The 13,342-nt window shown below is 72.4% G+C and carries 9 protein-coding genes; 7 read left to right on the forward strand and 2 right to left on the reverse strand.

What is annotated here, in order from left to right; genetic code table 11:
• Position 1 precedes the first annotated feature (1 nt).
• On the reverse strand, positions 2–2,842 hold the full coding sequence (locus BDK92_RS15885) for an alpha/beta fold hydrolase (RefSeq protein WP_121162215.1): 2,841 nt from the start codon (positions 2,840–2,842) through the stop codon (positions 2–4).
• A gap of 436 nt (positions 2,843–3,278) precedes the next feature.
• Between BDK92_RS15885 and BDK92_RS15890 the strand changes: the two genes are divergently transcribed.
• The 7 genes from BDK92_RS15890 to BDK92_RS15920 are packed head-to-tail and all read left to right on the forward strand — an operon-like array spanning position 3,279 to position 12,061.
• Positions 3,279–4,508, forward strand: coding sequence for a hypothetical protein (locus tag BDK92_RS15890; RefSeq protein ID WP_147457017.1), 1,230 nt, complete (start codon positions 3,279–3,281; stop codon positions 4,506–4,508).
• The gene (locus BDK92_RS15895; protein ID WP_121157421.1) at positions 4,495–7,344 is read left to right on the forward strand and encodes a sensor histidine kinase; all 2,850 of its coding nucleotides are present in this window, start codon (positions 4,495–4,497) and stop codon (positions 7,342–7,344) included. Before BDK92_RS15890 ends, BDK92_RS15895 begins: the two co-directional genes overlap by 14 nt.
• Complete coding sequence (locus BDK92_RS15900) at positions 7,341–7,817, forward strand: roadblock/LC7 domain-containing protein (protein WP_121157422.1); 477 nt, start codon at positions 7,341–7,343, stop codon at positions 7,815–7,817. The genes BDK92_RS15895 and BDK92_RS15900 overlap by 4 nt, the downstream gene beginning before the upstream one ends.
• Positions 7,814–8,302, forward strand: a complete 489-nt coding sequence (locus BDK92_RS15905; protein ID WP_121157423.1) for a DUF742 domain-containing protein — start codon at positions 7,814–7,816, stop codon at positions 8,300–8,302. Before BDK92_RS15900 ends, BDK92_RS15905 begins: the two co-directional genes overlap by 4 nt.
• On the forward strand, positions 8,280–9,074 hold the full coding sequence (locus tag BDK92_RS15910; RefSeq protein WP_211349243.1) for a GTP-binding protein: 795 nt from the start codon (positions 8,280–8,282) through the stop codon (positions 9,072–9,074). Before BDK92_RS15905 ends, BDK92_RS15910 begins: the two co-directional genes overlap by 23 nt.
• Before the next feature lie 39 nt (positions 9,075–9,113).
• Positions 9,114–9,725 carry a hypothetical protein gene (locus BDK92_RS15915; RefSeq protein WP_121162219.1) on the forward strand — a complete coding sequence of 204 codons (612 nt, stop codon included), beginning with the start codon at positions 9,114–9,116 and terminating at the stop codon, positions 9,723–9,725.
• A 20-nt stretch (positions 9,726–9,745) separates the two neighbouring features.
• Positions 9,746–12,061: an AAA family ATPase gene (locus tag BDK92_RS15920; RefSeq protein ID WP_121157424.1), complete on the forward strand. Its 2,316-nt coding sequence runs from the start codon at positions 9,746–9,748 to the stop codon at positions 12,059–12,061.
• Here the strand turns inward: BDK92_RS15920 and BDK92_RS15925 are convergent.
• Positions 12,058–13,293, reverse strand: coding sequence for an acyltransferase family protein (locus BDK92_RS15925; protein ID WP_121157425.1), 1,236 nt, complete (start codon positions 13,291–13,293; stop codon positions 12,058–12,060). The two genes, BDK92_RS15920 and BDK92_RS15925, sit on opposite strands and share 4 nt — an antisense overlap.
• Positions 13,294–13,342 lie beyond the last annotated feature (49 nt).

Genomic DNA, 13,342 nt, shown 5'->3' on the forward strand with positions numbered 1-13,342 from the left:
GTCATCGGTCCCCGCTCCCCCGCGAGTTCTCGCCGACCAGGGCGAGGAACGCGTCCTCCAGGCGCCGTCGCGGCATCACCCGGTCCACCCCGACCCCGGCCCGGACCAGCTCGGCGACCACCTCACTGCGGGCGGTCCCGTCGACGTCCACCACCAGCGTCCCGTCACCGTTCGACAGCACCCGCACCCCGTCGAGGCGGTTGAACACGGCCCGCGCCGCCACCGGGTCGCTGACGTCGAACTGCACGCTCGGCGACTCGCCGACGATCTCCTCGACCGGTCCGGCGGCGACGATGACGCCCTTGTTGACCACCACCGCGTGGGTGCACGACTGCTCCACTTCGGCCAGCAGGTGACTGGAGACCAGCACCGCCCGGCCACCGGTGGCGTACCGGCGCAGCACCCGGCGCATCTCGGCGATCTGCGGCGGGTCGAGCCCGTCCGTCGGTTCGTCCAGCACCAGCAGTTCGGGCAGGCCGAGCATGGCCTGGGCGATGGCGAGCCGCTGCCGCATCCCATGGCTGTACGTCTTGATCCGGCGGTGGATCGAGTCACCGAGCCCGGCGATCTCGATCGCCTCGTCGAAGTGGGCGTCGGCGAGCGGTCGCCCGGTCGCCCGCCAGTACGAGCGCAGGTTCGCGATCCCGGTCAGGTGCGGTAGGAAGCCGGGCCCCTCGACCAGTGCGCCGATCCGGGAGAGTACCGGCGAACCGGGAACGAGCCGGTGCCCGAAGACGTGGATCTCACCCGCGGTCGGCTGGGTCAGCCCCATCAGCACCCGCAGGGTGGTGGTCTTGCCGGCACCGTTCGGGCCGAGCAGGCCCACCACCTGCCCCCGGTGCACCTCGAAGTCGACCCGGGAGACGGCGACGAAACCGTCCGCGTACTCCTTGCGCAGTCCCCTGATCACCAGCGGGATGTCCGCGTACTCGGCGGTGACCGAGGTGTCGTGGCGACGGTGCCGACGGCGGACCACCAGCAGGACCACGACGAGCCCGACCACGATCGCGGCGAGCAGCGCGGCCAGCGCCCAGCGCCACAGCACACCGGTGGTGGCGATCGGCTCCCCGGCCACCGTGGGCAGGGTGATCTGGTCACCGCCGAGACCGACCGAGTAGACCGCCGGTGCGACCGGGGTGGCGTAACCCTGGTCGGAGGTGGCGACCACCAGCGCGAGCCGGTGCCCGGCCTCGACCCGGTGCACGATCCCCGGCAGGGTCACCCGGACCGGCGCCGCACCGGCCAGGTCGGCCGGGAGGCCGCTCAGCCGGACCGGTGCGATCAGCCCGCTGGGCAGTTCGGCGGTACCGTCCGGGCCGAGGTCGTAGAGCTTGACGAAGAGCACCGCCTCCCCGGTCGGCGAGGCGGCCCGGACCGAGACGGTCGGCGACCCGACCACGTCCACCGGCTCGGCGAGCGGCTCGGTGACGAACCGGGCGTGCTGTCCAGGCAGGTCGCCGGCGACCCCGCCGACCACACTGGAGAGCACCCCGGCGAAGGGCACGGTCGAGATCGCTGCCGGGTTGCCGTTCGGCGGGTTGGCGATCTGCTGCGGCGGTCCGGCGACGGTGACCGTACGGATGCCGCCCCCGGCCGCGGTGTCGGTGCCGGTCAGCCCCGGGTAGTCGGCGGTCCGGAACCCGGTGGCGACCAGGCCCCGGTCCAGCGCGTCGAAGCCGGCCAGCCGGGACCAGGTGAAGCTGGTGCCGGGATCGGCCCCGTCGCCGCGTACGTAGTGGTCGAGCCACTGCACGGTGAGGAACTTGGTCCGGTCCTGGTCGGTCTGGGGCCCGGCCCCGCCGTCGTGGCCACCGGTGAACCAGGCGACCCGGACCGGGGTGCCGGCGGCGGCGATGCCCCGCGCGTTCGCGTCCGCCTCGGAGAGCGGGAAGAGCGTGTCGGCCTCGCCCTGGATCAGCAACGTCGGCGCTTTGATCCGGTCGAGTACGCCGGCTGGGCTGGAGCGGCGCAGCAGTGCGACCGCCTGCTCGGTGGCGCGCCCGGTGGTGGCGATTTCCAGGTAGGCGGCGCAGACGTCGGCGGCGAACCGCCCGCAGGCGGGGTTCGGCGCGCCGGCACCGGGACCGGTGCCCGGCCCGATACCCGGGGCGGGTTCGGTACCCGTGACGGCGCCGGGGACGGTGCCGGCGGCGGGGCCGCCGAGCCCACCCGGGCCGCTGCCGCCGCTGCCGAAGAAGATGCCGGCCCAGCCCTTCTTGAACACCCCGTCCAGGGTGGGTCGGCCGCTCGACTCGGGCAGGAACGAGGCGGCCAGGTCGTGCCAGGTGATCATCGGAACGATCGCGTCGACCCGGGGGTCCGCCGCGGCGAGCAGCAGGGCGAGGCCGCCGCCGTACGAGCCGCCGACGACGCCGACGCGGGGGTCACCCGCCGCGTCGGTGCGGATCTCCGCCCGGGCGGCGAGCCAGTCGAGCAGCCGGGCGGCGTCACGTACCTCGAAGTCGGGGCTGTCGAGGTGGATCTCGCCGCCGCTGCGTCCGAAGCCCCGCGCGGTGTACGCCAGCACGGCGTACCCCTGCCCGGCCAGGTCCTCGGCGTCGGTGCGGACCGAATCCTTTGTCCCGCCGAAGCCGTGCGCGAGCAGCACCGCCGGTACGGGCCGGTCCGCGCTGGCCCCCTCCGGCAGGTAGAAGGTCGTGTCGATGTCGACGGCCTGGTTGCCGTCCGGGCCGGACTTGAGGCTCAGCAACCGGTTCTCGGTCCGGAAGGAGTCCTGCTCGGGCCAGACCGCCCAGCCGACGACGGCGGCGAGTAACGCCACGACCAGGGCTGACGCGCCGAGCCGACGCCGGCCGAATCGGCCCTTCACGGCGTCCCGGATCGGGTCGCTCCGGACAGGACACGGTGGCGGGCACGGCGGAGCCGGGACGGCAGCGCGGAAGGCATGGGCACACCGTACGGGCCAAAACCTGTGCTGTGGCTGAGATCCGCCGTACGTCCGTCCGGTCAACCCGAACGTCGGCCAAATCGGGTCGTATGAACATCCCAGGCCCAAAGCGAGGGGGACAAATTCGGACTATGTGAATTCCGATTTACTGGACATAAAACTCAATCGATACATGTCGCTTGACAATAGGCACACAGAGTCACGATTTTGAGTACCCGTGACCACGGGAGCGCTACTGACGTGAAACCGACTGTTCGTCATGGATGGACGGAGTCGGGCGTTCAGTTAGTTTTCCGCTCCGGTGGGCGGGACCCCGGCGGCCTCCCGGCGCCCACCACCGGATCCTGGCCGTCGCCGGAGGAGATGCACGATGACAGTTCCCGCGCAGCGGCCCCGACGATGGCCGAACGCGCCCGGAAAGGCACTCCGCCTTTCCCTAGCGGTGATCTTGATAGCGCCGATCGCCGCGCTCTTCGTGCAGCTACAGGGATCGGTTGACGACGATCAGGAGTTGGCCGTCCGGGAACAGCACGGAATCGAGTACCTCCGCTCCCTCGCCGACGTCACCGTGGCCCTGACCGAGGCGCAGTCAGCGGCCGTGGCGGGCCGCCCGGTGCTCCGCGAGGCACTCGCCACCGCGGTGGAACGGACCACCGTGATCGACACCCGGCTCGGTGCCGAGCTGCGCACCCGCGAACGCTGGGCCGGCGTACGCGCCAAGATCGAGGCGCTTCCGGATCGCGGCGCCACCGCACCGGACGCCGTCTTCACCGTCTACCGCGAAGCGGCCGACCTGCTGCTCGCCCTCTACGACAAGGTCCGGGAGAGCTCCGGACTGATGCGTGACCCGGAGGCCGACTCGTACTACCTCCAGGACGCGGTCGGCGAAGAACTGCCGTTCGCCCTGATCGCGGCCGGTCGCCTCGCCGACCTCGCGGTCCTCGGCGCGGCCCGGCGACCCGCCGAACGGCTCCGTACGGTGGTCGAGCTCACCGCCGCCCGCACCTCCCTGCTCGACCCGGCCGGCGACCTGATCGAGTCCCTCCAAGCGGCGGTCGACAGCACCGAGAGCCCCAACCTCGGCGGCAACCTGCTCAACCAGCTCGACAGCTACCAGCGGGCCATCGAGGCTCTCGCCGCCGCCTCCGCCCTGACCGACGGCACCTCCGCCGCGGACCTGACCCAGATCGCGGCCGCCCGGGTCACCGCCCACGCCGCCGCCGAACAGCTCTCCACGATCATCCTCACCGAACTCGCCGCCCTGATCGACGCCCGCGTCGACCGGCTCGCCCGGGACCAGCAGATCACCATCGGCGCCGGTGTCCTGGCCCTGCTGCTGCTACTCGCCCTGATCGCGGCGATCCTGCTCGGCGGCCGGCGGCACCCGGCGGCCCCGACCGCACCGAACATCCCCGACACCCCGTCGGCCGAGGTCACCGGAACCGAACCCGGACGCTGGGACGCGCTGGTCGAATGGTCGGCCGCCGGACCGTCGGGGGCTCCCGCCGGAACGCCCGCAGCCCGGCCGGTCGCCGCCGCCGGCGCCGGTACGGGCGGCGACAGCCCCGGGACCTGGGGGCGCACCGATGCTGCTCGGTAGGCTCCGGATCCGGGCGAAGCTCGCGCTGCTCGTCATCACCCCGCTGCTCAGCATGGTCGGTCTCGCCGTACCGGTGGTGGTCGAACGGGTCAACCAGGCCAGCCGCGCGGCCGAGACGGCCGAGACCGTACGCGTCGCCGGCCGGGTCGGCTCGCTGGTGCAGGAGCTGCAACAGGAACGGCTCCTCTCCATCGGCTACCTGATGAACCTCACCGACCGCTCCACGCTGATCCAGCAGTCGGCCACGGTCAGCGACAAGATCGCCGACCTGCGGGCGGACCTCGGCGACAAGCTCACCGCGCGGGTGTCGGGCGCGGTCGCCGGGGTGCAGCAGCTCGCCGAACTACGCACCGCCGTACTCAACCGTCGGGCCACCCCGGAACAGGTGCTGGGCAAGTTCGGCCCGGTACACGTGGCGCTCATCGACGCACTCCAGCTCTCCTACGAGGTGGACACCGCCACCCCGCAGGGACGGCAGGTCGTCGCACTCGACGCGGTGCTCCGTACCGACGAGGGAATCAGCGCCGGGGCATCGATCATCGTCCTCGTGGTCGCGACCAGGAACCAGGGCGCGATCACCGCGTACATCAGCAACATGGCCGCGCTCCAGGTCAGCACCAGCCAGTTCAGCGCCTTCGCCACCCCGGAACAGAACGCGCTCTACCGGCTCGTCGAGGACGCGGTGGCGAACCGCACCAGCCCCGAGTTCCTCACCACGTTCGCCCAGGACCCCGAGGGCACCATCGCCGGCTTCTCCATGGCCCGGCTCTTCCCCGCCGTGTCGTCCCTGATCACCCTGGGACAGTTCGTGGAGAAGCGGATCGTCACCGACGTCATCGCCCAGGTCACCGCCGAGCAGCGCGCCGCGCTGACCACCGCGTACTGGGTCGGCGGGCTGGTGCTGTTCATCCTCCTGGTGGTCGTCCTGCTGAGCCTGGCGGTGGCCCGTACGGTCGCCCGCCCGCTGATCCGGCTCACCCAGTCGGCCGACCGGGTGGCCCGGGTCGCCGAGGGCGAACTGGTCCGGATCGCCGACGACGAATCCGAGTCGGTCACCCCGATCCGGCTCGACCCGGTCGACATCCGGGCCAAGGACGAGGTCGGTGACCTCGCCCGCGCCTTCGACCGGGTGCAGGGAACAGCGGCCCGGCTGGTGGAACGGCAGGCGGCGAGCCGGCGCAACGTGGCACAGATGTTCGGCCACGTCGGCCGGCGTACGCAGAACCTGGTCGGCCGGCAGATCGCGTTGATCGACCGGCTGGAGCACCAGGAGACCGACCCGACCCGGCTGCAACACCTCTACCGGCTCGACCACGTCTCCAGCCGGCTCCGGCGCAGCGCCAGCAGCCTGGTCGTACTCTCCGGTTCTGCCGGCGCCGACGGACACGTGGCACCGATGCCGCTCGGCGACGTCGTCCGGCTCGCCCTCGGTGAGATCGAGGACTACACCCGGGTCGACGTCGGCGTACGGATCGACGTGGGGGTCGCGCCCGCGGTCATCGGCGATCTCGTACTGACCCTGGCCGAGCTGATGGAGAACGCCACCGCCTTCTCACCGCCGCACACCCGGGTGACGGTCTCGGGCGAGACCGTCGAGGGCGGTGTCCGCCTCACCCTTGTCGACCACGGGATCGGGATGAACGCGGAGCGGTTGGCCGAGGAGAACGCCCGGCTGACCCGACGGGAGCGGCTCGACCTGGCCCCGACCGAGGTGCTCGGACTCTTCGTGGTCGGCCGGCTGGCCCGCCGGCACGGCTGGCGGGTGACGCTCTCGGCGACCTCCGGCGGCGGCGTCACCGTCAAGCTGGACATCGCGGAACGGCTGCTGGTGGCGCGGCGTACCGAGCCGTCGCCGGTCGCGATCGCGCGGGTCAGTGTCCCGCCCGCGTCGCTCAGTTGGCCGGCCGGACCGCCGGCCGCCGAGCCTCCGTCCGCCCCCGCCGCGCCACTGCCGTCCCGGCTGCCGTCAACGCCGGTCCCGGCCGACCTGGTCGGCGTCACCGAACTCAACGCCACCCCGGTCGCGGCGCCACTGCCACCGCTCGCCCCCACCGCCCTGGCCGGGCCCGGTACGGGGACCGAGGACCCGGGCGTCGCCGGCACCGGCCCCCGGCCGGAGCCGGTCGAGCCGGCCGGCGCCACCATCGCGTTCGCCCCAGCCGCGCCGACCGTTGCCGGCATGGCTACCGAACCGGTCTTCGACGCCGCGCTGCTGCACCGGGCGAGCCAGTCGCTCGCCGCCGGGGAGCCGTGGAACGCGTTCGCCGAAGCGCCCGGTGACGGACCCGACGGACCGACCAGCGCGGTCGAGGACCCGGGCGGCACGGCCGGGCCGGCACCGACCACCGGGGCACCCGGGTCCGACGACGCGAGCGCGGCGAGGGCGATGGGACTGCGCCAGCGGGTGCCCGGCGCGCAACTGCCGGTCAAGCCCGGTGCGGCCGCGAACGGCCGGGGCCCGGGCCGCAACAGCGGCCCGCAGCCGGCCGATCCGTCCGTCGTGCGTGCGTTGATCGAGGAATTCGAAGCCGGCGTACGCCGCGCACATCGCCAGCAACCAGCGACGGCAGCCACGACCGGGGCGACCCCCCGGGGTACGGCGCCGGAGGTCGCGCCGATCGGCGCGGGGCCGGTGCAGCTCACCCGGCGGGTCCCCGGCTCCAACCTGGACGTGTCGGGACCGACCCCCCGCTGGGACCGGCCACGGTCCTTCGCGGCCCGCGTGGACGATCCCGAAGCGGTCCGCGACCTCGTCACCCAATTCGAGGCCGGGGTGGCCCGCGCCCTGAGTGAAGTCCGCCCCGACCACCGTCACGAAGAGGAAACGCCACGATGACCAGCCCCTTCATTCGCGACAGCATCGAACGTGAGCAGCCCGGCACGGCTACCGCGGAACTCAGCCAGGAGGCCCGCACCTTCAACTGGCTGCTGGACTCGTTCACCACAAACACCGCCGGCGTGGTCGAGGCGATCGCGGTCTCGTCCGACGGACTGCTGATGGCGATGTCGGCGATCAAGGACCGGTCCAACGCGGAACGACTCGCCGCGGTGGTCTCTGGCATGACCAGCCTGGCCGGCGGAGCCGCCAACTGGTACTCGCTCGGCGGCCTGAACCGGGTGATCGTGGACATGACCGACGGCTACCTGCTGGTGAGTTCGATCAGCAGCGGCTCCGTACTCGGCGTGGTGGCCGACCGCTCGGCCAACCTGGGCACCGTCGCGTACGAGATGACGCTCTTCGCGGGCCGGGCGGGCAGTGCGCTCACGCCCCGGCTCATCGTCGAGTTGAAGAACTCCGTTCAGTCGTGACCCGGCCCGCGGCCGGCGCCGGGCGGGAGCCCGAGCCGGCCATCCGGATCCGCCCCTACCTCCAGGCGGCGTCGGTGCCGGGCGTCGGTGATCCGGAGATCGACAGCACCGACCCGGAGGCGTTGTCGGGCGTGGCCCCGCAGGGTCTGCGACCGTTCGTGCTCACCGCCGGCCGGGTGGACAGTGTCGACCCGGCGATCTGCCTGGAGACGCAGGTGACGGCCCGACCGGACGGGCCGTCCTGGACCAGCCCGCCACTGGGGCGCCTGGCACCGGAACTACAGGACATCGTCACGCTCTGCGCCGAACCGATGTCGGTGGCGGAGATCTCCGCTCGACTGCGGTTGCATCTCGGCGTCACCAAGATCTTGGTCGGTGACCTCCGGGCCACCGGTCACCTCGATGTGCACACCTATGACATCGAGGATGCCCACGACCCCGACCTCATTCTGCGAGTGATCGATGGACTTCGTGCGATCTCCTGACTGGCCGACCAGCCCGACGGCCAGTTCCCCCGTGAACAGCGCGCCCAGTCGGTACGGCGGGCCGACCAGTCACGGCGGCGGGCCGGGCGGCAACGGCGGCCCCGCCGGGTACGCCGGCCCCGCCACCCCGGCCCGGCACGCGCGGCCGACCGTCACCACCGATTACGGCGAACCGGCCGGTGCCGGCGGAGCCGCCCCCAGTCGTCCGAAGGCCGCACCGATCCCGGTGAAGATCCTTATCGCCGGTGGCTTCGGCGTGGGGAAGACCACCACGGTCGGCGCCATCTCGGAGATCGCGCCGCTGACCACCGAGGCGGAGATGACCGCCGCGGGGATCGGGGTGGACGATCCGGGTACCCGCTCGGAGAAGACCACGACGACGGTGGCGATGGACTTCGGCTGCGTCACGATCGACCGCAGTCTGAAGCTCTACCTGTTCGGCACACCGGGGCAGTCCCGGTTCGGTTTCATGTGGGATGACCTGGCCAGGGGGGCGCTCGGGGCACTTGTCGTCGTCGACAGTGCCCGGCTCGACGACTGCTACCCTGCGATCGACTTCTTCGAGCGCGCGAAGCTACCCTTCGTTGTCGCGGTCAACGCGTTCGACGGGCAACTGGCCCACGATCTGGATTCGATCCGTTGGGCCCTGGCAATCGGCGAGCACGTACCGTTGGTGCGGTTCGACGCCCGCGACCGATTGTCGGTACGCGACGCCCTGTTGGTCGTCCTGGACCGCGCACTCGATCGAGCGATCCGGGAGCGGGAGACGTGAGCCGGTGACCATGGCATGGCGTTCGGGAAAGGTGGCGTGATGCGAGGCGAACTGGACGACGCGCTGGCCCGGATGGCCCGGCGTGAGGAGTTGCTGCGACGACGGGCCGCTCCGGTCGGGGAGGGCAACGCGCCTGCGGCCGAACCCGCAGGCCCGGCCGGTCAGGGCGGGCAGCCGCCGGTGCCGGGCACCCGTTCCCCGAACGCCGGTCTGCGGCCACCGCCGCAGACCGTCCACTCGTCGACCGAGGCGATCCGGTCCACGGCCCGGTCCCACTCCGACGGCTTCCGTCCCGCCGCCGAGGCCCACCGGCCGCCGGCCGACCCGGTACGCGCGGCGGCCGACGACGTGGTCGAGGCGGTACGTCGGGTCCTCGCCCACCACCCGGGAGTGACGGTTGACCTGAGCGTGGAGCAGGGCGGTTCACGGGCCGCGATCCGCGTCGGTTGGTCGGAGGGCACGGTCACGATGCTGCCGGTCAACGAGCCGCCGGCCTGGGTGGCTCCGCCGGAACCACCGGCCTGGCCGTTGTCGGTGCAGCCGATGCCGGCGTGGAGTGCCACGGTCGACGAGCGCCCCGGTGACTCGGCGGCCCGGCTGGCCGAGCTGATCCGACGCGATCCGTCACTTCTCGGCCGTCGGGAGGAGTAGCCGCCGGTTACGCTCGGCCGGTGGCCGAGCCCGATCTCATCCTCACCGCGAACCTGCGTTCGGCGACCCTGGACGCGCGTCGGGGGATCGTACGGCTGCACCCGAGCGTGCTCGCCGCCCTGGGCCTGCACCCCGGCGACCCGGTCCGGCTGACCGGTCGCCGGACCACCGCGGGCATCGTGGCCCGCGCCGAAGCGGGCGCCGGGCGGGACCTGCTGCACGCCGACGATCTGCTGCTCGGCAACCTCGGGGTGCGCGCCGGTGATCCGGTGACGGTCGCGCCAGCCCCCGTGGTCGCCGCCCACCGGGTCGTCCTGGACGGCCCGCCGGAGGTCGCGGCGGTCGTGTCGCCGGAGCTGCTCCGGCTCGCCCTGCTCGGCAAACTGGTCACGGTCGGCGACGACGTGTCCCTGTTACCGCAGGACGTGCTCCCCGACGTCGCGGTCCGCGCGTTGGTCGAGGCCGCCCGGCGCAGCCTGGCGAACAGCATGGGGTACGCCTGGACGAGCACCCTGTTGACGGTCGCCGCCGCCGAGCCGGCTGCCACCGTACTGGTCACCATGGACACGGTGGTCGGCTGGCCGGACCGTACCGGCTCGACCGGGGTGACCCGCCGTGACGCCGGTGCCGGTGGGGTGGCGACGGCCATCTCCGCCGCGCGGGTGGGCGCAACGGTCGAGTCGCCCGGTGTGGCGGCGTCGTCCGGGGCGGCCGGGTCGACGGCGGCAGCGGAACCGGTGCCGAACCTGGAGGACCTGCCCGGCCTGCGGGACCAGGCGCAGGCACTGACCGAACTGCTCGACCTCGGCTTCCACCACGGCGAGGTGCTGGGCCGGCTCGGCACCACGATCTCGCTCGGCGTACTCGTCACCGGTCCGGCCGGGTCGGGCAAGTCGGCTCTGGTCCGGGCGGTCGCCGGGGAGGTCGGGGCCCGGGTCGAGGCGGTCTGGGCGCCGGAGTTGGCCGCGCTCACCAACGATGCGGCGGCGCGCCGGCTGGAGGCGGTCACCACCTCGGTACGGAGCCGGGGACCGGCGGTGCTCCTCGTCTCCGACGTCGAGGCACTCGCCCCCCGAGACCAGCCGGGCCCGTTGGCGACGGTGTTCCGGCAGTTGCTCACCGAGACCGTCCGCTCCGGGGCGGCGGTGGTCTGTACGAGCAGCCGTCCGGAGGCGGTCGACCCGTCCCTGCGCGCCCCGGACCTGCTCTCCCTCGAACTGGTCGTACCGCTGCCGGACGCCGCGCTGCGGCGTGAGCAGTTGACCGTACTGACCCGGAAGATGCCGCTCGCCGAGGACGTACGGCTGGACGAGGTCGCCGCCCGTACGCCCGGGTTCGTCGCCGCCGACCTGGCCGCACTGGCCCGCGAGGCCGGGGTGCGGGCGGCGCTGCGCCAGCGCACCGAGCCGTCGCCGCTGGTCGCGATGGCCGACTTCGCCGCCGCACTGGAGGTGGTCCGTCCGACGTCGATGTCGTCGTCGACGCTACGGCTGGCCACGGTGACCCTGGACGACGTCGGGGACATGACGGAGGTGAAGCAGACCCTGACCGAGTCGGTGCTCTGGCCGCTCACCTACCCGGACACCTTCGCCCGGCTCGGTGTGCAACCGCCTCGTGGGGTGCTGTTGTACGGCCCGCCGGGCTGCGGCAAGACCTTCCTGGTCACCGCGCTCGCCGGCTCGGGGCGGGCGAACGTGCTCTCGGTCAAGGGCGCGGAACTGCTCTCCAAGTGGGTCGGTGAGAGCGAGCGGGCGGTACGCGAACTCTTCCGCCGGGCCCGGGACGCCGCACCCACCCTGATCTTCCTGGACGAGGTGGACGCCCTCGCCCCGACCCGGGGGCAGGCCACCGACGGGGGCACCACGGACCGGGTCGTGGCGGCCCTGCTCACCGAGTTGGACGGGGTGGAGACGTTGCGCAACGTGATCGTGGTCGGCGCGACCAACCGGCCCGACCTGGTCGATCCGGCGCTGCTGCGCCCGGGTCGGTTGGAGCGGCTGGTCTACGTTCCGCCGCCGGACGCGTCGGGGCGGGCCGACATCCTCCGTGCGGTGGCGAAGCCGGTGCCGCTGGCGCCGGACGTGGACCTGGCGGCACTGGCGGAGTCGTTGCACGGTTTCTCGGCCGCCGACTGTGCGGCACTGGTCCGCGAGGCGGCGCTGGCCGCGATGCGTGAGTCACTGGCGGCGGCCACGGTCACCGCCGCCCACGTTGCCACCGCCCGGCAGCGGGTGCGGCCGTCGCTCGACCCGGCCCAGGTCGCCTGGTTGGCCGCGTACGCCGCGAACCGGGAGGGCGGCGCGGCCGTCCAGGGCAGCGGGGCCGTCGACCGCTAGGGCGTGTCCCCGGGTCGCGTCGGCCCGACCGGACGCCGCCGCTCGTCGGGGTTCGCCTCGACCCCGGCAGAGCGCAGTCGTACGTCGGCGAAGTTGGCTCTCAGCCGGTCGCGCAGCAGCCGGCTGACCGGTCGCTCATAGGCGATGGTCAGCGTCGCCGCGACGAGCGACACGCCGACCACGACGCCGCCGAGCAGCAGCCAGGGCGGGATGCCGCCGTCCCGGAGCCCGTGGATGACCTGCTGCCCGATCCGCTGGTGGAGGAGGTAGACCGGGTAGGTGAGCAGGCCGATCGTGACCATTCCCCGCCAGCGGATCCACGAGAACCAGCCGAGCGCGACCCCGGTCATGACCAGAAGGAACGCCATCAGGAGCAGGAACGCCACCGAGTAGTGGGTGACCTTGCCGTCCACCCGCCTGACCAGCGAGACGGAGCAGAGGATGGCGGACATGCCGAGCGTCGACCAGAGCAGGAGACTCGGGCCGAAGCGGTGCATCAGATAGAGCGTCATGCCCACCACGAAGTACGAGGTGTACATCGGCTCGAAGATGATCTGGAGCAGTCGGGTCTCGCTGGCCTCGGCGAACACCCCGCCGATCGTCCAGGCCGCGCAGAAGAGCAGCACCCGCCGGTACGTCACGCCGAACCAGACCACGATCGCGAAGAGCAGATAGAACTTGAGTTCCACGATCAGGGTCCAGTAGACCGTGTCGACACTCGGGAAGCCCAGCAGCCCCTGGATCATGGTGAGGTTCGCCAGCACCCCGGGCACCGTGAGGTTGTTCTCGGGGGCCGGCCCGAGGACGACGACGGCCGAGGTCAGGAGCACGGCCATGACGTACATGGGCATCAGCCGGGTGACCCGGGAGATGAAGAACTCGGAGAGCGTACGGCCCCAGCCGCTCATGCAGATGACAAAGCCGCTGATGACGAAGAAGAACTCCACGCCGATCCAGCCGTAGTGGAAGAACTGGCGGATCGGGTGGGTGAAGAGGGCCTCGGTGTCCGTACCCCACACCTTCGCCGGGGTCAGCAGGTGGTAGCCGACCACCAGCATGGCCGCCCCGAAGCGGAGCAGGTCGAGCACGTGGAGGCGGTCGTTCGAGCGGGTACGCGTGGCGCGACGTGCCGGGCGGGCGGAGTCGGATCCCACCTGCTCGGCGGCCTCGTCGTGCGGCTGGGACGCGTCCGGACGCACACGTTCCTGGTACAGGCTGGGCGTGCTGTTCAAGCTTCTCGTCTCCTGCCGGCCAAGCTACGGGCGGCGGGAATCCTACCGG

Origin of the sequence: Micromonospora pisi (assembly GCF_003633685.1) — a bacterium.
GTDB lineage: Bacteria > Actinomycetota > Actinomycetes > Mycobacteriales > Micromonosporaceae > Micromonospora_G > Micromonospora_G pisi.